Here is a 25,326-nt window from a genome sequence, read left to right as displayed (position 1 = left end):
AAATACGGTCGTCTACAAACCTATCGGCATAGAACTGGTCCAGTACCGTAATCTCGTTGGTAATAGGATCGGGTAATAGAGCAGTTTCAAAGTTTAGGGGACTGCTGTTTCGGGCATAGGGCAGGTATTCCCTCAACTGTCTGCCGAACTCGTCGTACACTACCGGTGTGATGATGTCCTGCCGTTGTCCGCCTGCCTGTTTGGCGATGCGCTGTATGGGCCTGCCCAGACCGTCGAAATAGGTAATGGTCTCTATCTTGTCGTCGGGGCTAAGGTTGTTCAATGCCATTTCGTCCTGTACCTCGACCTGCGGCGTAGTGTTCTTAACGTAGTTCTCTGCTGTAGTCTGTGCCAAAACCAAGTTGGACACCAAAAGCATTATAACTGTATATATTAAATTTTTCATTGTTGTGTCTGTTTTTAGTTTTGGGTGCCGTAGTTGTACTCGTTTTGGTTCAGGATGTTGCCGTCTTGATCTTTAACCAATTTCAACCTATTAAAGTCATCGTACTCGTAATAGCTGGTGTAGCCCCTTGGGTCGGTGGTACTGGTTACCCCAATGAGCGAATCGTAGGTGTAGGTGCTTACCATAGCGTACGGAAAGGCTTGCCTTAGATTTTCCAAAGCCGTCCTTAAGGTGGCTTCTGTGGCTTCGTCTATATCATTGTCCGAAGCCAATTTAGCGGCATCGATAGCAGACTGTTGTGCCGGGGTCAGATTATCATAACTCGCATTCTCTATCTTGGCGATGGGCTGTGTGTCCTTATAGCCCCAAACATAAATGATACTTGTACCTTCGGTTTTGCTCACTTCTGTGGGATTACCATTTGTGTCATAGGCGTGGTAATTGACGCGAGGTTCTAGGGTGCTGTTATTTTTGGAAGTCTCAATAACTTCTGGTAAAACCACATCGTTACCCCAATCTTTGTAGATGGTTTTTTGGGTTTGGCTACTGAGCAACGTATTGCCGTCCTTAACCAAAGCTTTTGTTTCTATGGGTTCATAACGATTTTGGTCTATAAGCTTTTGCTCTGCCGAAGTTGGGATTGGGATATCATGGGCATATAGAGTATGTGTCTCATTAGTTAAGTGAGCACTATTATTAACACTTACCTTAGACGCTAATAAGGGGTTGTTATCATAATGATAATGGGTTGTGGTAATAACCTCATTGTTATTTAAATAATCAATATTAGTTTGGGATTTTAAGCGGTGGTACTCGGTTGTATAACCATACAACGCTACATAACTATTATTGCCACCTCCTGTAAAGTCTGGCATTCTATATACTTGCACTGCAAAATCCCAACAATCTTTGTAATACGTATTTACGTTTTCATAGACGTAAATCTTTTCTTTAACAGGCAGGTTTAATTTATTAAAGTATGTGGTTTTAATAAGGTTGCCATTTCTCCAGTTAGGAGCAATATGTTTTTTATGTACAATAGGAAATCCAGACATAAAATAACTACAGCTTAATAGGTAATCACTTCCTATGTCAAAATCTGAAAAACTATATTGTTTATAGCCATTTAGCTCCGATTGTCCATGATAAGATTCCGTAACATTTAGATACCCATGTAAAGTACCATTAATAGGTAAAAGAGGTGCATTTGAAAATATTTGTAATTCTTGTAAATGACTACGTCTATAATTTCCAATATAATTAATCGGTAGGCTATATGCAACGCCACTTGTAATATCTGGTGTAGGAGAATTTTGGTCATGAAAAGTATAATCGTATTTTTTCCATAATTGAGGTATCGTATCATAGCTATTATCAAAAGCTTTTAACTCTTTAATGCGTAATCCTGCAAACATATACTCTCCTGGTGTAGGGTCTTCACTGTATTTAATGACTACACTAAATCCGCCACTTGGTGATGTAGTTTGTGTTACTTCACAGCCAAGGAAATTGCCATTATATGATGCCGCTATTTTGTAGGTGTTTCCTGGTATAAGACGTTTTATAACTTTAGGGCTTAGAAGGGGTTGAGGTGATTCAGGTGTATCTGTAACATCAATAAGAAACAAACTGTAAGTACAGTTTGAGTCATTAAGAACTTGTATACCATTATTATAAGGACAACCCAGAACCGTAATATCAAATTCCGTAATGCCGTCACTATTACTTGGAATATCAATAGTCATTGAATAGTCAAAATTGTTTGAAGGGTTCGTATCCTCAAACATGCAACCTTGACTGTGAAAATTTTTTATATAATCTTTAAGGTAATCTTTATATTGATTTGCTGATCCTCCTACAAAAAAACTAATAGTATTGTTATCCCAAATAAATTCTTCATGACCACCAGTAGGATAAATAATTTTTGTAAGCACCTCTGCCTGGGTATACTCTGGCTGAACCGAACGATCTGCTTTGCCAAAGTAAGCTGAAGGTACAGACGGAATATAATTAGCTCTAGGAATTAAATCTATATTCTCTTCTCCATTAAAATATCCAAAATAATCTATAGACCTTGAAAAACGATGAGGAAGTTTTTGTGGATTATACTCTAAAATATATTCTTTATTCTCTTGATTTAAGGGGTCGGAAATAGAAACTTTGTTTAATCTAAGACGTTTATAAAATTCATCACTTATTCTAAAAAAGGGATATTCATTATCAGGGATTGCTTCTGATATTGACGTTTCTAGTTTCATTTCTTTTATAACTATGCCATCATTGTTTAATAGTGTAATTGTTTCTAAAGGATAACCGTTTTTTAAATCTAAACGTTCTACGTTACTTCGACTAAACTCTACACGACCACTTGGGAAAGTGATGTTTTTAATCTTAGGCTGAGAAAATTTCTTCTCGGTATAATTGATTTTATAGGCCATTTCATTTGAAGAATTATGTCCGGGTATAAATTCCTCATTAGATTTGATTATAGCTTGCACATCGTCTTCAATATCATATTCAAATTCAATTGAATAATCTGATGTAGGAAACTCTACCTCTCGAAGCATCCAACTTTGGTAGAAAGGATTTGCACTTGAAGTATACATATCATTGGTTCCTGTAAATACACCATTATTAGTATGAGACATAGTTCTTACTTCCTTAATTCGTTCCATATAAGGTTCTGCTCCTCCAAAATGATAGATAACCCCATTTGGTGTTGTAATTTTGAAACCAATAATCTTACGATTACCTGGAGATAATGTTACTTTTTCAATATTGACATTCGTTTTTGGTAATTGCACAAAATCATTGACTTCTTGATCAAAATAAAACGTTCCCGAATATCCCGGAATGGAATAATTAAATTCATCAGGTTCATAATCTCTAACACTAGCTTGATCATCCAACAATTGATAGCCTTGCTCATTTGGATCACAACAAAATGGACCAGAGTCTGGGTTTGATCTAAAATGATCTAAATCATAAGATGTATACATGTATCCCCATAGGTCATTATCATCTGGCAACCAGTTTATGGTTCTACTTACCAAACCACCGGCTTGTAAATTCCAACCTAAGCCGACCCAAGAGGCGATGTCGGCTACTTTTATTCCGCCGCCACTATAGGCCAATGCAATGGGCACAGAAACCCCACCATAATCAATCGTATAAAATGGAATTTGAATATTGGGTAATCCTGTATAAGGGGATATTTGGGTTTGAGAATATTTAATTAGTTCTGCCGCTTCTGGCGAAGGTGGAACAATCTTTGGCAGTTCCTGAGCAAAGATGTTAAACGGTAAACATAGAATAAGGGCATAACATAATTGGATTAATCGGTACGGCATGGTAAAGCTATTAATATTAAACATTGATTGTAAAGTGCAACAGGGGTGCCAACAGAAATTCAAAAATATCCATTGGTCACAATGGGATCATTGTAGTTGCCCTGCATGGGGGATATTCGTAATGGTGACTTAACAAAGGAGATCATGTAGGTTAACTTGTTATTGTACTTGAGTTTTTCATATTTGGTTTGGGTTTTAGAGTCAAGGCATTGGCTTTAGGTTATAAGATTAGCTACTAACTCTTTTAAGGCTTGGCTTAAAAATAAGCCCACCCATGTACGAGTACATGAGCAGGCCTAATCAAAACTTAAGCAATTATATAAAGTTTGGGATGCATTTCGCCGTTACCGTCGAAACACTTCATATATATTAAAACACCACTTTTACGGTACCGTCTGCTGTACGATAAAAATCGCCAACGCTTAAACCTCCGGCTGTTGCCGCAGCATTATCGGCATACTCTTGTAAACCAACTACTGATAGTTTTGCACCTGGGGTTTCTGTACCAATACCAACATTGCTCGATGCATCAATAGTTAGTGCGTTGTTGCCTATAACATTGAATTTATATGACGCTGATGTAACTAATAATTCAGTGTACGATGAGGTGTTTCTATTATAGGTGTTAATTGCGGCTTGCACAGGGTTATTTGGCTGAAATTCAAAACCATTAGCACCGTTAGAAGACACAACGAAGTTATGAACAGGATTAGTAGTTCCTATTCCAACTCTTCCAGTATCTGTAAAAACTACAACACCATTTCCTGACCTTGGTGTTACCCCATCGGTATAATTGGTTAAGTTCACATATCCATTAGCCGTATCATTAGTCCATAAGGATAGGTAGTTTGGTAGTTCTTGCCAGGAAGCTAATCCGCTAGCATCTGAAGTAAGAACTTTGTCCGCACCTTGTGTGCCATCTATTATTCTAATATCTCCATTAACATGCAAACGTGCCGTAGGATTTGTTACTCCGACACCAACATTCCCTGCTTGGTTAATAGCCAAATCAACAGTAGTGTTTTTAGCACTCATATAAGCATAACTATCAGCACCGGTAGCTTGTGCTTTTAAACCAAAGATAGCTCTAGCTGTGGTCGTTCCGTCAGAAGATAATCCATTTAACTCAATAACATTAAACTTATCTAAAAGTGTTGGGTCTTTTTCGACTTTTACGGCCGTACTAATAGCAGTAGAATTAAGTTGTAATTCTGAATCTGATGACGATAAATCGGAAAGCCCAATACCAACTTTTCCTCCTGTATAAACAGCATCTAATGGATCGGTACCATCCACAAATTTACTGGTGACTCCTGTAGCTTCTATCCAAGATGTGCCGTCAAAGACCATAATCTTATTAGTAGTTGAATTATAGACCATTAATCCAGCTGCTGGGGAGCTAATAGCTGTATGGTCTGTTACTCGTGGCATTAAAAAGCCTTTATCAGTAGCATCGACCTGAAAAGCAGCCGAGGGCTCCTGAGCATTTATAGTTGTAGCGATTAGTGCTAAAGCGAATATGAATAGTATTTTTTTCATTTTTATTTTATTAATTGTGTATTCTTAGTTTTTGTTTTGCCATGTGTTTTCGATATTGTTTTTTTGACTTCGACTTTAGCCTGTCTGGCTTAGTCTGAAAAAAGGTCACTCGAACGAACTGACATTTGTTTTTTTAAAATCGAATAATCGATATAATAGTTTATTCAATGATTAATCGTTTCGTAGTTGTCTGCGCCCCATTGTTAAATGCGAATTGTAACAGGTAGATTCCGTTAGATACATTTGGCTTTGCAATGGTATTGGCTCCTGCTTGCACAGGGACATTGCTGTAATGTTGTACTATTTTACCTAATACATCGTACATAGTAATATTTAGTTGCTGTACACTACTTTGTAGATTAAAGCCAATGGTGTTGCCACGTACCGGGTTTGGGTACAATGCAAAGTTGCTAACATTTGGTGTTTCTACACTTAAGCTTAGCGTTTCTGCAGCATAAGCAAATTCTCCAAAACCGGGATTAGAGGCGTAGGCTACCCAATTGCTACTGGTATTGTCTCTACGCACCAAAATCGGTGTGCCAATGGCAGCTTCACCACCATAGGTTGTTGCCGTATTGCTTAAGCCTGTGACAGTTACATCGGCAGAAGCGCCTGCGTTTTGTGCTATTGTCCAATACTCGGCATCGCTTAAGGCATAGGTAGCCAGAGAGGCATCTAGGGTTCCCGTAGCTGCAGAAGCAATATAAGCCGTAGCAATATCGTCTGTTGCGACCGTAGTCATGTCCACAGTAGATTTTACACCGCCATTACCTACTGGAACAGTAGTGACTCCGGCACCTTTTACGTTTACCGTACTGTCTACATAACCAGTGCCGGTAAAACTTGTAGCTGCCGTCATATTTACGGTAGCAGTAGCATTAGGTAAGATTACTTGATCGGTAAGTATACTACCGTTAAAGTAAATGGTACTTCCAGCACCTACATATGAGTTTTGGGAAATACCCAAACTCGAGAACAGTAGACATAGGACTGTAAGTAACAACATTTTACCTAAAGCATTAATGTTGTTTTTCTTCATATTTAGTGAATTTAATGAGTTAATAACACAACAAATGAACAAAGAACACCGCTATTTTCTATAAGTGAAGTAATAAGTGGTAGTATACAGAAATAAACGGTAGTATACAGTAATAAGCGGTATAATCTATTAATGAGTGGAATCGTTGGGTCTACAGTTGTATTTCATGCTATTACTACATGCAATGCCTGCAAACAAAAACACCTACTACAATTAAGCCTAGGCGTTATTGAAGTGATGGGTATTTCACTACTCTTATTTTATCTTGAGCCGTCTAAGAAGTTCATCGAGTCGCCGTCTGGCAATAGGTAGCCGTAAATCGTTGATCATTTTGCAATAATTTCCTGCTGATTTATTGATGTTTACAATCATAGAGAGGTTTACTATATAGCGACGATGAATTCTAAAAAAGTGTTTTGGGTTTAAAGCGGTTTTATACTCGCCCAGATTTCGGCTGGCGATCTTGCTTTCGCCATTGTGTAAATGAAATATAGTGTATCTGCCATCCGCTTCTATATAAACTATACTTTCAGCAAGGATCATCTCTATTTTAGACGTTGTTGGGATGGCTAAAATATCTAAATACGACTTGGGCTCATCTTCGGGTTTTTTATAACCAACGTCTAAGCTCCGCTTTTTTTCGATATTGCGTATTATTTTGTTAACCATTAGCTGTAAGTTTTTAACATCTATAGGTTTTACCATATACCCAGTAATATCATGGTTAACAGCCTTTGCACCGTACGTTTCGTAAGACCGCACCATTACGACTTCTTTTTCACCAATATCTATACTATCGAGCAACATAAAAGAATCATCATCAGTTAGTTTAATATCTAGAAATAGAATATCTGGATTGTGCTTATAACACGATTTTATAGCCGATTCTATACTGTTTGCTTCACCTGCGATATGGATACTCGGAAAATAATCTTGCAGGTAGATCTTTAGTATTTCTACGTTGCTGGGTTGATCGTCAACGATTATAGCTTTATACATACTATCATGATTAGAAATAGGGTTGATCGTAATGGTTCTTCAGATTATAAATTAGGTACAATTAACTGTTGAGCCTGTATTTAGGTTGCTTAAAATTTTAAGCATACCTATCGGAACAGGGGTGTTTAGTACTCTAATGATTTGCCAGATCAGGATTTCTGTTAATTCTCCTAAGCGTATTGCTTTCGGTAGAGTTGAAATAATCTTTAGGAATTGCTGGGAAAGCGTGTTAAGCGGTAAACATAAAATGAGTGCATAACATACTTGGGTGAATCGGCGTGTCATGGTTAAGCTATTAAAATTAAACATATGTTGTAGATTTTAACAGACTGTGAATAGAAATTCGAAAATTTCCATTTGTCACTAACTGGATTACCATGATTGGCCTCCTTGGGAATATTTATAACGGCGACCTAACAAAAGCAATCATGTCAGTTGACTTGCTGTTGTATATAGGAGCCACGTAAATGTAAGAAAAAATCTAAATAAACATCAAAAAAAAGAATATTTTACGTTCGGCTAACATAAAACGCTGTGGCTAGGATGATAAAGTTTAATAGTTTAGTACATTTAGTCAGATCGGTCTTCTTAAGTACATGAAATTTCATCCTAATCTGTAGAAGCTTAGGTTATTATGTTATTTGATATTAGCTCAAAGCTGCTTTAATTCTCTTAATGGCTTCTATAATTTGCTCTTGGGAAGCGGCATAAGAGATTCTAATACAATTAGGATTGCCAAAGGCTTCGCCAGTAACCGTAGCAACATTGGCGTTTTCTAATAAAAACATAGCCATATCTGAAGCATTGTTGATGGTGTTTCCATCAATGGTTTTACCAAAGTGAGCAGAAACATTAGGGAATACGTAGAAAGCACCTTCTGGTTCATTGGTTTCAAATCCATCTACATCATTGAGTAAGCCCAAAATAAGCTTACGTCGTTCTTTAAATTCATCGACCATATACTGAATTCGCACAGGATCTGCTTCTAATGCCGAGATCACGGCACGTTGTGCAATACAGTTAGCACCACTAGTGACTTGCCCCTGTATTTTATTGCAGGCTCTGCCAATCCAATCGGGTGCACCGATATATCCAATTCGCCAGCCGGTCATTGCAAAAGCTTTAGACACACCGTTTACAGTAATGGTTCTATGGTACATATCATCAAATTGGGCCATGCTATGATGACCACCAATAAAATTGATATGTTCGTAAATTTCATCAGAAACAACATAAATATTTGGGTGCTCTTGCAGCACATTAGCTAGAGCCCTCAATTCGTCCTTACTATAAACCGATCCACTTGGGTTACAAGGCGAACTATACCAAAGCATTTTGGTTTTTGGGGTTATGGCAGCTTTTAATTGATCAGCTGTCATTTTAAAATCGTTCTTAATATCGGTTTTTACTTCTACAGGAACTCCTTCGTTTAATTTTATTATATCGCTATAACTTACCCAATATGGACATGGCAATATTACTTCATCACCCGGATTTAACATGACCGAAGCAATATTGAATAGGGACTGTTTGGCACCTGTGGAAACAACAATTTGAGGTCTTGAATACTCTAAATCATTGTCGCGTTTGAATTTGGTTATTATGGCATCCTTTAATTCTACATAGCCGTCTACTGGTGTGTAGCTATTATAGTTTTCATTAACAGCTTTAATGGCAGCCTCTTTAACGAAATCGGGTGTGTTAAAATCGGGTTCTCCCAAGCTTAATCCAATAATGTCTTTTCCTTCTGCTCTAAGTTCTCTGGCTTTTGCAGCCATAGCAAGGGTGGCTGATGTTGATAGATTATTAATTCTATCCGAAAGTTGGTTCATAAGTTAGTTATAAATAGAATTAAGCTTGCATAGCTGGACGCATACCCATTTCTTTTAGAAATCTAAAATGTGCAGCAATAGCTTTTCTTGTGGTTTCGTATTCCTTGTAAGGTAAATTAAACTCTTTAGCAGTCTCTTTGACGATTTTTGCAATTTTACCGTAATGGATATGGCTAATATGTGGAAAAATATGATGTTCTACCTGATGATTTAAGCCACCTGTATACCAGTTGACCAACCAGTTTTTGGCACCAAAGTTCACCGTAGTCTTTAATTGGTGAATAGCCCAAGTGTTTTTCATGGTACCATCTGTTTCTGGTAAGTGCATTTCGGCTTCATCCATGACATGTGCCAATTGAAAAACAACGCTAAGGATAAGACCTGCGACATAATGCATAATAAAAAAGCCAATTAAAACCTCGTACCAAGCCAAGTCTGTAAGTACTATCGGGAGAACAATCCACATGGAAAGATAGACCAATTTTGATATTACAAGTTTACTCCAATTTACAATTGGGTTAGGCAGTTTTCCATAGGATAATTTACGCTTCATGTAGCGCTTCATTTGTTGAAAATCTGTTGTAATCGCCCAATTTATAGTCAATAACCCATAAAGTAGAATGGAATAGTAATGCTGAAATCTGTGGTGCTTGTACCACTTTGCATGTTTAGAAAACCGCAATATTCTTCCGGCTTCTAAATCTTCATCATGACCGTGAATGTTAGTATATGTGTGATGTAAGACATTATGTTGCACTTGCCAGTTATACACGTTCCCTGCCAAAATATAAATACTACTACCCATTAAGCGGTTTACCCATTCTTTATTGGAAAAAGAACCATGATTACCATCATGCATCACATTCATGCCAACTCCGGCCATACCAACGCCCATAACAACGGTTAAGAGTATTTGTGCCCAAGTGGGTATGTCTAAGGTTAACAATAAGAAATAGGGTGTAAGAAATATGGCAAACATAACAACAGTTTTTACCCAAAGCTGCCAATTACCTGTACGTTTTATGTTATTCTCTTTAAAATAGTTGTTAACACGTTTGTTTAAAGTTCTAAAAAACTTTGCTGAATCGGCTCTTGAAAAGGATAGGATTTGTTGTGCCATATATTCTTAATTTTAAGCTATAACGTTAGGAGATTAATTCAGAATAATTTGTCAAATATAGTAATAATTAAAATGAAGCTTTAGGGATTAACATTAATTTATCCATATCAAAATAATGTACTTTTGCAAAAAGTATTATGAATGGAATTACTTCTAAAATATTTTCCTGATTTAACTACGGTTCAGATTAATCAATTCAAGGCCCTTGATGCCTTGTATAACGAATGGAACGCTAAGATCAACGTTGTTTCTCGTAAGGATATTGATGAGTTATATCTTAGGCATGTTCTCCACTCTTTAGGTATAGCTAAAGTTGTTCAGTTTAATGATAATTCCTCAATATTGGATGTTGGAACAGGTGGCGGATTTCCTGGAATTCCCCTAGCTATCCTATTTCCAGATTGCCAATTTCATTTAGTGGATAGTATCAACAAGAAACTTAAGGTTGTCAATGCTGTAGCTGAAGCAATCGGATTAATAAATGTGAGAACTACCCATAGTAGGGCAGAAGCAATTGATGAAACCTACGATTTTATTGTGAGTAGAGCCGTCACTGCAATGCCAGAATTTACAAAATGGGTGAAGGGGAAAATTACGAGAAAGCAAAAGAATGAACTTAAAAATGGCATACTTTACCTCAAAGGAGGTGATTTAACCGAAGAGTTAAAGCAATATACAACAGTTAAGGCGTACCTGCTTTCAGATTATTTTGAAGAAGACTTCTTCGAAACCAAAAAGGTCATCTACCTACCCATGAAATACAAATAAAAAAGCACTTCCATAGAAGTGCTTTTTATGAGTTTAACAGATTCTTTTAGTTCGCTATAAACTTAGTCGTAAATGATGATGAATTGTTTTCGGTAGCAACATTCAAAATATAAAAACCAGAGGCTAGATTTACTGGAATTTTGGTTCTGTTACTAAGTGAAGCTGTAGTATTAAAGACTATCTTGCCAGTAAGATCAACAATGCTTATTGTGGCATTGGTGTTAGTATCGGAAAGCAATACAAGTTCATTATTTATCGGATTTTTTTCAAGTTGAAACACAATGGATTCATGATTTGTAACTCCTAAAGGCGGCGTCAATATTTCAACTAATGCAAAGTTGACGTTAGCTTCAGTTAACTCAACATGACCTTCATTGTCATCGGGTAGGAAGGTGTTATCAAAAGGCGTTGCGTTAGTGGTTGCACGACCAACTAAATCAATACTGTGAAACCAATCGATGTTATCGCCAGATGGTTCTTCGGTAATTTCTAAGGCCAATGCACTTACCGATGGGATAAAATTAAACTTATCGATCTGTAGCGCATCTAAGAAATCTTGGGCTAGTCCACCACCTGAGCCTACATCGCCAGTTAAGGCCAATAGATCAAACAAGCCACCTGGCGCAGCGTCTACACCATCGAAATTTATGGTGCCAGAATCTGCTATGGCTTCTACGTCTGGTACTAAAGGTGGAAAAAGAGGTGCAAAAAAACGACTTACCTGAAATGGAGTACCAGCTGCAGGTGTAAAGTTAATATCGAATTCTACATTTATGGTTATGGTTCCGCCGAGTGGTGAGTCAACTTCAACAGGTAAGGTAAGGTCCATTACAGTGAAGCCATTAGTAACAGGTGTAACGCCATCTGCAGCAAAATATGGACTTCCAATGCCACTTCCATTTATAATAGCTACATTTCTTACATTTTGGGGGAAGCCATCAGGAGTAAAAGAATTAATGTCATTTTCAAAAATTGTTCTAAACGGATGGGGCATCGGTAATGTAAGACTTGGATCAAAATCTACCAGGCTTGCGCCGAGTAAGTGCGGCTCAAAATGGTCAATTAAGAGCTGTCTTGCAGCTGGGGATTTTAAAAATGTATCAATTAGGGGCTGTATTTCCGGAACCGGATTCAGCGTATTATTGGCCAAATAATTCAATTGGTGTTGCAATCCAATAGGGACATTAGCCCCAAGATGTGGTGAGTCGAAAGAAATAAACAATCTGGTGTCGGCATCAATAGTATTGGTTTCCATATAATTTAAGGCATATCTAGTAATAATACCACCCATACTAGGTCCAATAATCACATTTTGTTCTGGACTGTTAGGCGCTTTAGCTGCATTAATTATATCCAATAACTCAACAAGTAACATAGCGTTACGTTCAATAAAATCCGCACCACCATCAATTGTAGCACCATCTGCAGTACGTAAATACACAGGAAAATTCAATATAACGACATCAAACCCTTCTGCTCTAACTAAATCTGCAAGATTTTGAGTTCCAGAGCTTCCCGTAAAGTCAAGCAAATTATACAGACCAGGAATATCCCTTGTGTCACCGGGATCGAAACCATCAACAAAAATGATGGGCTTGTCTAAAATATTATCTGCACTCGCAAATATTTGATATTCCCCTTCACCCGGATAATTTGTAGTTTCACCATAAGCGGATAAATCTGGTGTAATACCAGAAGTAAAAGCTGTTTGTCCTATTAAAAGTGTTGGCAAAAACAATAAGATAGAAAAGTAAATTTTTTTCATAAGATGCAGTTTAGGTTAATAGAGTCAAAAGATACAAAGTTTAGCTAGGCAATAGAATTATTTTAATGTTAATTCTATTAAAAGCAAAAAAAATCCTCAAAAACGTTTAGCTTCTAAGGATTTGTCTTTTAGTTTATTACGCGTCTATCCCAAAAATGGATATCTGTAATCGCTAGGAGTCACAAATGTTTCCTTTATTAATCGCGGAGATACCCAACGTAATAGATTTTGTGAACTACCAGCCTTATCATTTGTTCCTGATGCTCTCGCACCTCCGAAGGGTTGTTGACCTACAACAGCACCAGTAGGTTTATCATTGATGTAGAAATTACCAGCCGAATTTTGTAATGCTTTGGTAGCCTCATCTATGGCGTAACGTTCTCTAGCTATAACCGCACCTGTTAATGCGTACTCACTGGTTTCATCAACTAGTTTTAAGGTTTCGGAATATGCATTATCTTCGTAAACATATATGGTAATTACTGGGCCGAATAGCTCAGTACACATAGTGGTATACTTTGGATTTGTGGTAACAATAACCGTTGGCTCTATAAAATATCCTTTGGATTTGTCATAACCGCCACCAGCTATTATCTCTGCATCTGCATCGACTTTTGCAGCATCAATGTAACTCGCCAATTTATCAAATGAACCTTCGTGAATTACAGCGGTAATGAAGTTACTCATATCTTCAGGAGAACCCATTTTGAAAGAGGCGATATCTTCTAAAACATAGTTTTTTACTTCGGACCAAATGCCTTTAGGAATGTAGGCTCTAGAGGCTGCACTACATTTTTGACCTTGGAATTCGAAAGCACCTCGAGAAATAGCTGTTGCTACTTGTTTTGCATTTGCTGATTTATGTGCTATGATAAAGTCCTTTCCGCCGGTTTCGCCAACAATTCTTGGATAGGTCTTATAATTGTGGATGTTTTCGCCTATTTGTTTCCAAAGTTCTTTAAAGATAAATGTGGAGCCTGTAAAATGTAAACCAGAAAAATCAGGACTTGCCAATACGGTATTGGTAATCATTACTGGGTCTCCAAAAACTACGTTGATTACACCATCTGGTACACCAGCTTCTTTAAATACATCCATAATGACCTTTGCAGAATAGATTTGACTATCACTTGGTTTCCAAACCACAACATTACCCATTAGTGCCATACAAGCGGGTAAATTTCCAGATATAGCAGTAAAGTTAAATGGTGTTACGGCATAAGTAAAACCTTCAAGTGGTCTATATTCAACACGATTCCAAGCATCACTTGTACTTTCAGGTTGCTCCATATAAATATCAGTCATAAACTGAACATTGAAACGTAAGAAATCTATAAACTCACAGGCGGCATCAATTTCTGCCTGGTGTATGGTTTTGGACTGAGCTATCATGGTAGCGGCATTAATTTTTGCTCGGTATGGACCGGCAATAAGTTCGGCTGCTTTAAGAAAAATAGCAGCACGTTGCTCCCATGGTAATTGCGACCATGTTTTGCGTGCTTCTATAGCTGTGGAAATAGCGGCCTCAATATGTTGTTGTTCTGCCAAATGATATTCGCCAACAATATGCTGGTGATCGTGGGGCGGAGACATGGTTCTGGTGTTTCCAGTCTTTACATCTGCGCCATTGATATATAAAGGGACTTCAACTTTGCTATTAAACATCGATTTATATGCTTCTAAAACCGCTTCACGTTCGGGCGAGCCAGGTGCATAAGATTTTACAGGTTCGTTAACAGCGATTGGTACATTAAAGAATCCTTTTCCCATAATTTGATTAATTTTTTTGGTTTGAATTTTGAAGTGCAAAGGTACAATATTTATGAGATATTGTTCATCTCAAACGTTATAGTTGTGTGAAACTTGAAAGGATTATTTTTTGTAAGTTGCCGTTTGAAATTTTTGACCATTACGATGCCAAAAAATGACGCTTTTATTCTAACACTTGCCTATCCCGAAACCATAGTATCCCATGCTGACGAATGGTACTCTAAGTTTTTACGATTTGCTTTCATAGGAAGTAAAAATCATGTAAGAGCTGGCCATGCTGCCTTAGTGTTAATCAATAAAAGTACGGGTAAATTAGAGTACCACGATTTCGGGAGATATATTACCTCAGAACCCAATGGAAGGGTTAGAGGAAAAGATACTGATTTTGAATTAGACTTTCCCCTAATTGCAAAAATTGAAAATGATACCATTTCAAATTTAGATGAGATTTTAAAGTTTTTGGCAACAAACCCTAAACTAACTCATGGTGACGGTAACTTGTATGCTTCGGTCTGCAATTCCGTTGATTATCATTTAGCCAGAAACCATATCGATGGGATGCAAGCCCAAGGATTTATTAGGTATGCGGCTTTCTTAAAGGAGGCTTGTAATTGTGCGCGATTTGTAACCGATACTTTGATCGCTTCTGTAACAGATTCAAAAATTAAAAGAGTATTAGAACGATCCAAGTGGTTTACACCAAGTACTATCGGTAATGTGGTGATTGCCGATACAGAAGATTTTGTGTATTTGATTTCTGAAAAGGGTGAGATCGACGAATTTAAGTCGACTGTTAGTAAAGAAAATAGGCGTCTGTTTTTAGATACATTAAAGGGATACAATCCAAGTTTGATGGGAACTTTAGAACCAAAACATAATACAATCAAAGCAGAACATGCGCAATGGCTTAGTGGAATTGCGGCTGGTGCCTGGTTTGAGTTATATGATTTGGATAATAGAGTTGAATATCGCTTTAGACGCATTTCACCTTATGGGCACATAGATTGCGATGCTGTTGTTAAAGTGCGCGATGAAAGCTTCGACATTGATTTTAATTATCGGTTTGTACATTATTCGAATTGTTTGTTCATTAATGTAGAACAAGATTCTCGGGTGTACAGATTTGATTTTTTGAAAAACTATAAATCTTAGTTAAGTGCAAAAGGAGCACTTAGCTTAAATGAAGGAATATAGACCTTAAACTTGCTAGCTTTAGTAAAATTTACCATGTTATAATGCCCCTGCATGGCACCAAAAGGGGAGGTCAATAAACAGCCAGAGTTATAGGTATGGGATTCTCCGGGTTTTAAGACAGGTTTTTTTCCTATTACACCTTCACCTTCGATAACTTCTTCATTGTTAAGGGCGTCAAGGATTTTCCAGTAGCGGGAATTTAACTGAACCGAATCTTTACTTTGGTTTTCAATTGTTACTTTATAACCAAAGGCAAAGTGCACTTTATAATTCTTATAAAATGTACCTTCAAAATTGGTTTCAACGGAAATTTTAATTCCGCTTGTAACTTGTTGTACCATAAGTTAATTGAGAAATGTATCTGCTAAAATATAATAATTTTTCATTGAAGCCATATATTTTAGGTTAAGTCGTCGTTATTTTTAACATTTTTTCTTCAACAAAGGTTTCTAAGGTTTTAAAAAAGGCCAAAACATCTTCTTTTTCCAAAACGCTATTTATGGTAACCATTCTCACAAATTCATTACCATTAAAAGAGCCAAATCCTACCATTAGTTTTGAGTTTTCATACAAGCCTGTACACAATTCTCTAGCAGGAATATCTTTATAATTGAAACATACAGAAATAGAATTTTCAAAACTGTATAGTTTGTAATCACTATTGCTGTTAATGTAAGCTCTAGCTATTTGTGCCATTTCAAACTGCTTATCGACAATTTTTTCTAGACCTTTGGTCCCGACAGATTTCCATAAGGTCCAAATCTTTAATGCGTCATTTCGACGGCCACATTGCATAGAGGTTTTACCCAAGTTAAAATCGTCTCCATCAGTTTGATATAGATAATCTGCTTCGTTAGAGAACGAATGGTGTAATTGTGCTTTATGTTGTGTAACTATAATAGAGCAACTCAATGGTGTGCCTAACATTTTATGCGCATTCACACTAAAGGAGTCCGAAAGCTCTAATCCTTTAATTAGGTGCTTGTGTTTTCTGCTAAAAATAACGCCGCCACAATAGGCACCATCTACATGTAGCCAAATTTGATATTTTTTACAAACTCGACTTATAGCTTCAACACTATCGAAAGCTCCAAGTACGGTTGTGCCAGCAGTAGCATTGACAAAGAAAGGAACGTAACCTGAGTTGATATCCTTCAGAATCAATTCCTCTAAATGTTCAACTAACATTTCACCTTTATCATTGGTTTTTACAAGTCTTACCTGATTTCTGCCCAATCCTGTTAATGCGGCATTTTTAGATATAGAATAATGCGAAGTGGCTGAGGTATAAAGTGTCATTTTAGATGAAAGACCTTCAGCTCTAATGGCTTCATTTTTGGCATCCCTGGCCATAACCATGGCCATCATGTTACTCATGGATCCCCCAGGAGCAAATGTGCCATCACTATCTACTGGGTAACCTGCTAAATCACAAATATTTTTTAAAACTTGTTTTTCGATTCCAACTTGTGGGCCAGCGACTTTGTATGTGTACATGCTATTGTTAAACATCACGGCCAATAGATCTCCTAAAGTGGCTTTTCCTATTCTACCTCCAAATAATTGGTTGAAAAACGACTTTGAAGCTGTTTTTGGGGTACTTCTAATAATTTGTTTTAGTGTTTCCTTTAAATCTTCATCAATTAAACCTTCTGCATTTAAGGATAAATCTAGCCTACGGTATAATTCTGAGGTAGGTATAGGCTCTGCAACTGGCTTGTTAGTTTCAGATTTAAATAATTCATCGCATAATTCTGTAAATAGGGCAATATCGTTTTGCATGCTAAACATCGATTTTAGAGTGAAAGGTAAAAAGAAATTTAGTCTAAAGCTGAAAAAATCCTTACAGCTTTAATTAGAAATATCAACAGATGTTGTTTCTCCATAGCCGATAAGTCTGTCGAATCGTGCACCTAGATCTCTATAATATACCAAAGTCTTGTAATTGTTTTCGGTCTGCCAGTAGTCGCCACTAATGGCACCTTCATCCAATTCGCCAGTTTCTTGGTCTACAACCACATACTTGTAGTTATAAAACCCTTGTTTAAGTCTAAAACTAACTTCATACTTGCCAGCTTCGCGATTATAATCCATTTTTGTGAGGGGTTCTAGGGCAAAGGCATTAAAATTGCCATAGACATAAACATCTTTATCTTTTAATTCATTTTGTACTAGAGAAAAGTGTACCATAGTATAGTCTGCTTCAATATCTGTATTAAAGCGCTCTGCGGCTGTCACTTGGAAATTTCCGTTGAGGTCTGGATTATAAGTATATGGTCTACCGCTTCTAACTTCATTAGGATATAAGTAACTTTGATAGATATCTTTCAGATCAATGAATTGCACTGCGATATTAGAAGTACGTACGTCTTTATTCTCAAACCAGAGGAATTCATTTCCGCCCCAAAAGGCTGATTCCGTATCGTATCTGTAAATGAGTTCGTTGCCAAGTGTGTATTGTGGTTTTAAATCCGAAATTGAAGTATTGAGGTTATTGTTTTGAATAATAAGTGTTTTAATGGTTTCAAGAGGATTGTTAAAATTAATGCTATTAGTAGACACAACAAGGTCTACGGATTGTATTTCGTCGATTAACGTAACGTCTCTAGAACGTTTTACACGAACACCAACATTCACCAAATCTTCATAAATCATAAATTTTCTACTAAACATTAATTCATCATATTCATCATAAATAGAAATCATATAGTTGCCACTTTTTAGTAGGCCTCGGGTCTGTATATTTGGGATTTGTAACTTATAGTGTGAGTAAACTTGATATGTATTAAAAGAGTTATAATATTCTAGAATACGCTGATTATCGAGACCTCTTAGATATTCACCTTTAACTAAAACGGAAGGAGTCCAATCAAAATTAAAATGCTCAATCACATAATAGAAGTCTTCTTCATTGGCGTTAAGGGCATCAAATTCCAAGATTAAAGGCTCGCCAAGTTTCAGAACAGGCAATTGTCCTTGTGTAGTGTTGCTTTTAAAAGATATGGTTTTAATAAAATCTGGTGGACTAACTTCCGTAACTTGAGAAAAAAGGTTAGAAGGCAATAACAAAAGCAAAAGTATACTGTAATAGACGTTTTTCATATGGAGTTTATAATACATTGCTATAAAGATAATCAAAATCTATGCCCTTGTATATTTAACTTATTTATAACGGTTATAAATAAAAAAGATGTGTCAAATTAAAAATTATTTAACCATTAATTCTTAAATTTGCACGGATTTTTAGACAACTAATTTTTAAAGTATATGTCAAAAGACATCAGAATTAAAAAAGGTTTAGATATAAAGTTAATCGGTGATGCCGAAAAAAATACCGAAAACGCCATTGTAAGTAACTTTTATTCTATCAGGCCTGAAGATTTCCACAGTATTATCCCAAAACTTGTTGCAAAAGAAGGTACACATGTTAAAGCAGGTGAAACGTTGTTTTATAATAAGGATAATGAGGCTATGAAGTTTGTATCGCCTGTATCTGGTGAGGTAACAGAGATTCAACGTGGACCTAGACGTCGCATCGACGCAATAAAAATTACTGCAGATAAAGAGCAATCCTATATCGACCATGGTAAATTCGATGTATCTGCTGATGCTGAAAAAATTAAAGCACATCTTTTAGCTACAGGCTGTTGGTCTTTTATAAAGCAACGACCCTATGATATTATAGCTAATGCAGATAGCGCACCTAAAGCTATCTTTATATCGGGCTATGCAAGTGCACCATTAGCTGCAGATTTAGACTATACGCTAACAGGTAAGGAAGTTGAATTACAGACTGCAGTCACGGCACTGTCTAAATTAACAGAGGGCGGCGTACATATTTCTGTTGGAAGTACAAATTCTCCACTAGCTAACCTAGATCATAGCACAACTTACATAGTTTCTGGGCCTCATCCATCAGGTAATGTGGGGACTTTAATCAATAAAGTAGATCCTGTAAACAAAGGTGAAGTGGTTTGGACAGTCAATGCACAGGACTTAGTTATTATAGGCGAGTTACTATTAACTGGCAAGTTTAACGCCGAACGTATCGTAGCTTTAACAGGTTCTTCAGTTAAGAAACCAAGATACTTTAAAACCAAAATCGGTTCAGAAGTTGCCACCATGATTTATGATAATGGTGTTGAAAAAGATGGCAATGACCGTGTCATTTCAGGTAATGTCTTATCTGGAAAACAAATTGCGCCAGATGGAAATTTAGACTACTACAGCAATGTAATTACTGTAATTCCCGAAGGTGATGACTACGAGTTCTTCGGTTGGAACAAACCAATTTTCAATAAGATTTCTACGTCTAGAGCACTAACGTTTTCTTGGTTAAATCCAAAGAAAAAGTACGATTTAAATACCAATACTAATGGCGAGCATCGTGCATTTGTGGTAACAGGAAATTACGAGCAGGTATTTCCTTTGGATATCTATCCAATGCAGATTTTAAAAGCATGTATGTACAAGGATTTAGATGAAATGGAAGCTTTAGGGATGTATGAAGTAGCACCAGAAGATTTTGCGTTGACTGAATTTGTTTGTGTGTCTAAACAACCACATCAAAAGATTATAAGAGAAGGATTAGACTTAATGCTTAAAGAGATAGGATAATGGGTTTAAAACAGAATTTACACAATTTTAAGGTAAAAAATAAAGATAAAAAGTGGCTTCCAGGTTTTAATGCCCTTTTTACATTTTTATATACACCAAATGAGACCACACATGGAGGGACTCATATTAAGGCGGCTGATGATTTAAAGCGTACCATGAATACTGTAATCATTGCATTGGTGCCATGCTTGATATTTGGTATGTTCAATGCAGGATATCAGCACTATCTTGCTTTAGGTTCAATAGAATCTGCTGATGGATTTTTAGGTGCATCTTTCTGGACATGGGATAACCTTGTAATAGGGCTTTGGAAAGTACTGCCATTGGTGATCGTTTCTTACGGTGTCGGTTTGGCGGTAGAATTTGTGTTCGCTATCATTAAAGGGCACGAAGTAGAAGAAGGGTACCTAGTGACGGGAATGCTTGTGCCATTAATTGTACCAGTAGATATTCCTCTGTGGATGCTTGCTGTTGCAGTAATCTTTGGTGTTGTTATTGGAAAAGAAGTATTTGGTGGTACAGGAATGAATATTCTAAATCCTGCGTTGACTATTCGCGCATTTTTATTCTTTGCTTATCCAACATGGATGTCTGGAGATAAAGTTTGGGTACATGGTGCCGTAGAACGCGACGCAGCAATAGCGGCAGGAGAAAATTTGGATGCTATTTCTGGAGAAACACTTCTAGGATATTATGCCAAGGCGGGACAGGAATTAACTATTGCTGGAACAGATACAGTAACTACTTATGGCGAACGTGCTGCAGACCTATATTCATTTTGGGATATGTTCTGGGGTATCATCCCAGGATCTGTTGGTGAAACTTCAAAGTTCTTAATCATCGTTGGAGGTCTATTCTTAATCTTCACCAAAATAGGGAGTTGGAGAATTATGTTAAGTACAGTAATTGGTGCAGTAGTTATGGGCTTAATTTTTAATGGTGTAGTTGATTCTGGATGGATTGGCGAGTCTAGTAAGTTCTATGGTTTGATGAGTGTGCCATTCTGGCAACATTTAATCATAGGAAGTATATTATTTGGTGCAGTGTATATGGCAACCGATCCGGTTACAGCATCCCAAACTAACAAAGGGAAATGGATTTATGGATTTTTGATTGGGTTTATATCTATCATGATTCGAGTATTTAACCCAGCCTACCCAGAAGGTGTATTCTTGGCCATATTACTAATGAATGTGTTTGCACCGACCATCGATCATTACGTGGTACAAGGCAATGTGAAGAAAAGAATGAAACGTTTAAAAGCTAAAGTTGCATAGCAATGGAAAATAGAACAGACAAGAATTCATATACGGTAATTTTTGCTATAGGCATGGTGATTGTTGTAGGTGCTTTATTAGCATATCTAGCATCGTCATTGAAACCTAAGATTACTGAAAACCAAAGGTTAGAGAAACAACAGAATATTCTTTACGCTATGGGTATCAATGACAATGATGAAACCAGTGCTGTGTTTATTTCTACCGATAAGGCTCCAGAAGCTTTCGATAAAAATGTTGCAGATCAAATAGTCATTACAGTAGATACCAATGGTAAGGTCATAAAGACCCAAAGCCGAGATGAGTATTTTGAAGAAACTAAGCAAGAACCTTATCTCATTGACGTAAAGAAACAACAGGCTAGTGCTAAGGATGGAGGAGAAAGAAAGTTACCGCTTTTCGTTGGTAAGAATTCTGAAGGAAAAACAGTGTATGTTGCTCCTATAAGAGGAAAGGGGCTATGGGATGCTATTTGGGGTTATGTGGCTATGGATGAAAATATGGTGGTTCGAGGTGCTTATTTTGATCACAAAGGCGAAACGCCAGGATTGGGCGCTAACATTAAGCAGCGTTACTTTATGGATGATTTTATTGGTGAGCACTTATTATCAAACTCAGGAGAATTCAAAGGTATCACAGTTGCAAAAGGTAATGCTGATCCAAAAAATAATGATAAAACCGACAATGAAGTCGACGCTATCGCTGGTGCAACCATTACGGGTGATGGTGTTACAGCGATGATTAAAAAAGATTTAAAATTGTATTTACCTTACTTTAATTCACTAAAAGGAAAATAAGCTATGGCAAAAGATAGTAGATTAATATTAGACCCGCTAACGGATAACAATCCAATCACCATTCAGGTATTAGGGATTTGTTCAGCTTTAGCAATTACTGCTGAATTAGAAGCATCAATTGTAATGTCAATATCAGTTTTGTTTGTAATGGGCGTAGGAAATGTGGTTATTTCCTTAATGCGAAATATTATCCCTTCAAAAATTAGAATTATTGCGCAGTTGATTGTTGTTGCAACGCTAGTAATTATAGTGGACTTAGTACTGAAAGCATTTGCTTACGAATTGAGTAAGACCCTTTCCGTATTTGTTGGACTTATCATTACTAACTGTATTATCATGGGTCGTTTTGAAGCTTTTGCCTTAGGAAATGGACCATGGCGATCCTTTTTGGATGGTATAGGTAATGCTCTAGGCTATGGTATCATCCTTGTGATTGTCGGATTTTTCAGGGAATTATTAGGTTCTGGAACTTTATTAGGTATTCCAGTATTAGGAGACCCAATTGAAAAGACAGGATTATACGCTTTTGGATATGAAAATAATGGTTTTATGCTATTGTCGCCAATGGCATTGATAGTAGTAGGTATCATTATTTGGGTACAAAGAACAAAAAATAAAGCATTAATAGAAGATTAAAAATAGTAATGAGATGCTAGATTTGAGATTTCTCAATACTAACTGCTCAAGACTCAATACTAAAAAAATATGGAACACGTAGAATTATTTTTTAAATCGATATTCATAGATAATATGGTATTTGCTACATTCTTAGGGATGTGCTCATACTTGGCGGTATCTAAAAAAGTGTCAACCGCAGTTGGTCTTGGTGCCGCGGTAATTTTCGTATTGGCGATCACAGTACCTCTAAACTGGTTGTTAGATCAATATATCTTACAGCCTGGTGCATTATCTTGGTTGGGTGCAGAGTATGCAAGCTACGACTTAAGTTTCTTGTCTTTCATAATGTTTATCGCTACCATAGCAACTATGGTACAATTGGTAGAAATTGTAGTGGAGAAGTTCTCTCCAGCATTATATAATTCATTAGGAATCTTTTTACCATTAATTGCCGTAAACTGTGCGATTTTAGGTGGTTCTTTATTTATGCAATCTAGAGAGATCGCTACTTTGGGATTAGCACTAAATTATGGTGTTGCATCTGGTATAGGATGGTTCTTAGCTATCTTGGCTATTGCAGCCATAAGAGAAAAGATAAGATATAGTGCAGTACCTCCAGCTTTAAGAGGCTTAGGGATTACATTTATCATCACTGGACTAATGGCAATAGGATTTATGAGTTTTGGAGGGATGTTGACTGGTGGTGATGAAGGTCCAAAACAGGAAGATGCTACAGCTGTAGAAGTGATTGAAGAAGATATTAACGAAGAAGACGCTACTACTAAGTCTGACTTAGAGATAGCTCAAAATACAAACAAGTAATTGATGAGTATGATGATATTAGCCGCAAGTACAATTGGAACGATAATAGCAACGGTTGGTGCCTTTTTATTGGTGACCTTGTTGTTAGTTGCATTATTATTATTTGTAAAACAAAAACTTTCACCATCGGGGCCTGTAAAGATCTTGATTAATGGTGAGAAGGAAATTGAAGTTGCTTCAGGAGGAACTTTGTTATCTACACTAGGTAGCAACAAGGTATTTTTACCATCTGCATGTGGTGGTGGTGGAACCTGTATTCAGTGTGAGTGCCATGTACTTTCGGGTGGTGGTGAAGCATTACCTACTGAAACACCTCATTTCTCTAGAAAAGAATTGCAACACGGGGCACGTTTAGCATGCCAGGTAAAAGTGAAGCAGGATATGGAAATTACCATTCCTGAAGAAGTATTTGGCATTAAGAAATGGGAAGCAACGGTTGTACGTAATTACAACGTAGCCTCTTTTATTAAGGAATTCGTTGTCGAAATTCCTGAGGAAATGAACTATAAAGCTGGTGGTTATATTCAGATTGAAATTCCACCGTGCGAAATCAAATATTCAGACATTGATATCACAGCCCACCCAGAAGAACACGAAACGCCAGATAAGTTTAAAACGGAATGGGACAAATTTGGGCTTTGGCCTTTAGTGATGAAGAACAATGAAACTGTGGAACGTGCTTATTCTATGGCATCTTACCCAGCAGAAGGACGCGAAATTATGCTAAACGTACGTATTGCGACTCCACCATGGGATAGAGCTAAAAACCAATGGATGAGTGTAAATCCAGGTATAGCCTCATCTTATATTTTTGCGCAGAAGCAAGGTGATAAAGTAACGATATCTGGACCTTATGGTGAATTTTTCATCAACGAGTCTGAAAGTGAAATGCTTTATGTTGGTGGTGGTGCAGGTATGGCACCAATGCGTTCGCACTTATATCATTTATTTAAGACCCTAAAAACAGGTCGTAAAGTAACCTATTGGTATGGTGGGCGTTCTAAAAGAGAACTGTTCTATATCGAGCACTTTAGAGATTTAGAAAAAGACTTCCCTAACTTTAAATTCTACATGGCCTTATCTGAGCCATTAGAAGAAGATAACTGGAAGGTGAAAAAAGATATTAATGATGAAGAAGGTGATGGTTTCGTTGGATTTATTCACAATTGTGTGATTGATAATTATCTAAATGACCATGAAGCACCAGAAGATATAGAATTGTATTTCTGTGGACCGCCATTAATGAACCAAGCCGTTCAAAAAATGGGAGAGGACTTTGGTATACCCGATGAACATATTAGATTTGATGACTTTGGTGGCTAGTCGCTAAGCACATTCGGAATTACGTCATTGCGAACCAAGCGTGGCAATCTAAAATTTATAAACAAAAAAAAGCCAGTTCAATTTGAACTG

The 25,326-nt window shown here is 37.0% G+C and carries 20 protein-coding genes; 8 read left to right on the top strand and 12 right to left on the bottom strand.

Translation table 11 applies throughout. The features are described from left to right. The 7 genes from Q0972_RS16825 to Q0972_RS16795 form a co-directional block, all read right to left on the bottom strand. Nucleotides 1-406 (bottom strand): DUF6443 domain-containing protein (locus tag Q0972_RS16825; protein ID WP_299368163.1); only part of this gene is annotated, 406 nt, incomplete at its 3' end. Between the two features lie 14 nt (nt 407-420). Further along, nucleotides 421-3,756 carry a hypothetical protein gene (locus tag Q0972_RS16820; protein ID WP_299368160.1) on the bottom strand — a complete coding sequence of 1,112 codons (3,336 nt, stop codon included), beginning with the start codon at nt 3,754-3,756 and terminating at the stop codon, nt 421-423. 369 nt (nt 3,757-4,125) lie between these two features. Then, the gene (locus Q0972_RS16815; protein WP_299368157.1) at nt 4,126-5,295 is read right to left on the bottom strand and encodes a hypothetical protein; all 1,170 of its coding nucleotides are present in this window, start codon (nt 5,293-5,295) and stop codon (nt 4,126-4,128) included. Between the two features lie 160 nt (nt 5,296-5,455). Beyond that, a complete protein-coding gene (locus Q0972_RS16810) occupies nt 5,456-6,334 on the bottom strand; it encodes a T9SS type A sorting domain-containing protein (RefSeq protein WP_299368154.1) in 879 nt (292 codons plus the stop codon). 255 nt (nt 6,335-6,589) lie between these two features. Further along, nucleotides 6,590-7,333 carry a LytTR family DNA-binding domain-containing protein gene (locus tag Q0972_RS16805; RefSeq protein WP_299368151.1) on the bottom strand — a complete coding sequence of 248 codons (744 nt, stop codon included), beginning with the start codon at nt 7,331-7,333 and terminating at the stop codon, nt 6,590-6,592. 647 nt (nt 7,334-7,980) lie between these two features. Beyond that, nucleotides 7,981-9,165: a pyridoxal phosphate-dependent aminotransferase gene (locus Q0972_RS16800; RefSeq protein WP_299368148.1), complete on the bottom strand. Its 1,185-nt coding sequence runs from the start codon at nt 9,163-9,165 to the stop codon at nt 7,981-7,983. 19 nt (nt 9,166-9,184) lie between these two features. Beyond that, the gene (locus Q0972_RS16795; RefSeq protein ID WP_299368145.1) at nt 9,185-10,285 is read right to left on the bottom strand and encodes an acyl-CoA desaturase; all 1,101 of its coding nucleotides are present in this window, start codon (nt 10,283-10,285) and stop codon (nt 9,185-9,187) included. A 141-nt stretch (nt 10,286-10,426) separates the two neighbouring features. Between Q0972_RS16795 and rsmG the strand changes: the two genes are divergently transcribed. Continuing rightward, nucleotides 10,427-11,053, top strand: coding sequence for a 16S rRNA (guanine(527)-N(7))-methyltransferase RsmG (gene rsmG / locus Q0972_RS16790; protein ID WP_299368142.1), 627 nt, complete (start codon nt 10,427-10,429; stop codon nt 11,051-11,053). A gap of 46 nt (nt 11,054-11,099) precedes the next feature. Here the strand turns inward: rsmG and Q0972_RS16785 are convergent, their stop codons facing one another. Next, nucleotides 11,100-12,818, bottom strand: a complete 1,719-nt coding sequence (locus tag Q0972_RS16785) for a T9SS type A sorting domain-containing protein (RefSeq protein ID WP_299368139.1) — start codon at nt 12,816-12,818, stop codon at nt 11,100-11,102. Nucleotides 12,819-12,962: 144 nt separating this feature from the next. Further along, the gene (gene pruA / locus Q0972_RS16780; RefSeq protein WP_299368136.1) at nt 12,963-14,588 is read right to left on the bottom strand and encodes an L-glutamate gamma-semialdehyde dehydrogenase; all 1,626 of its coding nucleotides are present in this window, start codon (nt 14,586-14,588) and stop codon (nt 12,963-12,965) included. Nucleotides 14,589-14,732: 144 nt separating this feature from the next. On the opposite strand from pruA, the gene Q0972_RS16775 reads away from it, so the two are divergent. Next, nucleotides 14,733-15,740, top strand: coding sequence for a DUF6695 family protein (locus Q0972_RS16775; protein ID WP_299368133.1), 1,008 nt, complete (start codon nt 14,733-14,735; stop codon nt 15,738-15,740). Here Q0972_RS16775 and apaG read toward each other — a convergent pair. From apaG to Q0972_RS16760, 3 genes are all read right to left on the bottom strand, one after another. Beyond that, nucleotides 15,737-16,123, bottom strand: a complete 387-nt coding sequence (gene apaG, locus Q0972_RS16770) for a Co2+/Mg2+ efflux protein ApaG (protein WP_299368130.1) — start codon at nt 16,121-16,123, stop codon at nt 15,737-15,739. The genes Q0972_RS16775 and apaG overlap by 4 nt on opposite strands. A gap of 64 nt (nt 16,124-16,187) precedes the next feature. After that, nucleotides 16,188-17,564: an aminotransferase class V-fold PLP-dependent enzyme gene (locus Q0972_RS16765; RefSeq protein ID WP_299368127.1), complete on the bottom strand. Its 1,377-nt coding sequence runs from the start codon at nt 17,562-17,564 to the stop codon at nt 16,188-16,190. 69 nt (nt 17,565-17,633) lie between these two features. Further along, the gene (locus tag Q0972_RS16760) at nt 17,634-18,884 is read right to left on the bottom strand and encodes a DUF5103 domain-containing protein (RefSeq protein WP_299368124.1); all 1,251 of its coding nucleotides are present in this window, start codon (nt 18,882-18,884) and stop codon (nt 17,634-17,636) included. 165 nt (nt 18,885-19,049) lie between these two features. On the opposite strand from Q0972_RS16760, the gene Q0972_RS16755 reads away from it, so the two are divergent. The 6 genes from Q0972_RS16755 to nqrF all read left to right on the top strand — a co-directional run bounded on the left by Q0972_RS16755 (nt 19,050) and on the right by nqrF (nt 25,236). Beyond that, nucleotides 19,050-20,399 carry a Na(+)-translocating NADH-quinone reductase subunit A gene (locus Q0972_RS16755; protein WP_299368122.1) on the top strand — a complete coding sequence of 450 codons (1,350 nt, stop codon included), beginning with the start codon at nt 19,050-19,052 and terminating at the stop codon, nt 20,397-20,399. Continuing rightward, on the top strand, nt 20,399-21,676 hold the full coding sequence (locus tag Q0972_RS16750) for an NADH:ubiquinone reductase (Na(+)-transporting) subunit B (protein ID WP_299368119.1): 1,278 nt from the start codon (nt 20,399-20,401) through the stop codon (nt 21,674-21,676). Before Q0972_RS16755 ends, Q0972_RS16750 begins: the two co-directional genes overlap by 1 nt. 2 nt (nt 21,677-21,678) lie before the next feature. Further along, complete coding sequence (locus tag Q0972_RS16745; RefSeq protein ID WP_299368116.1) at nt 21,679-22,473, top strand: Na(+)-translocating NADH-quinone reductase subunit C; 795 nt, start codon at nt 21,679-21,681, stop codon at nt 22,471-22,473. Nucleotides 22,474-22,476: 3 nt separating this feature from the next. Further along, the gene (locus Q0972_RS16740) at nt 22,477-23,109 is read left to right on the top strand and encodes an NADH:ubiquinone reductase (Na(+)-transporting) subunit D (RefSeq protein WP_299368113.1); all 633 of its coding nucleotides are present in this window, start codon (nt 22,477-22,479) and stop codon (nt 23,107-23,109) included. 69 nt (nt 23,110-23,178) lie between these two features. Then, on the top strand, nt 23,179-23,913 hold the full coding sequence (gene nqrE / locus Q0972_RS16735; protein ID WP_299368110.1) for an NADH:ubiquinone reductase (Na(+)-transporting) subunit E: 735 nt from the start codon (nt 23,179-23,181) through the stop codon (nt 23,911-23,913). A gap of 12 nt (nt 23,914-23,925) precedes the next feature. Continuing rightward, nucleotides 23,926-25,236 carry an NADH:ubiquinone reductase (Na(+)-transporting) subunit F gene (gene nqrF / locus Q0972_RS16730; RefSeq protein ID WP_299368171.1) on the top strand — a complete coding sequence of 437 codons (1,311 nt, stop codon included), beginning with the start codon at nt 23,926-23,928 and terminating at the stop codon, nt 25,234-25,236. The last annotated feature ends 90 nt before the right edge of the window (nt 25,237-25,326 follow it).

The sequence above is a fragment of the Winogradskyella sp. genome (assembly GCF_028282165.1).
Classification (GTDB): Bacteria; Bacteroidota; Bacteroidia; order Flavobacteriales; family Flavobacteriaceae; genus Winogradskyella.
The sequence above is the reverse complement of the archived record's forward strand: the minus strand, read 5'-3'. Positions and strand labels throughout refer to the sequence as shown.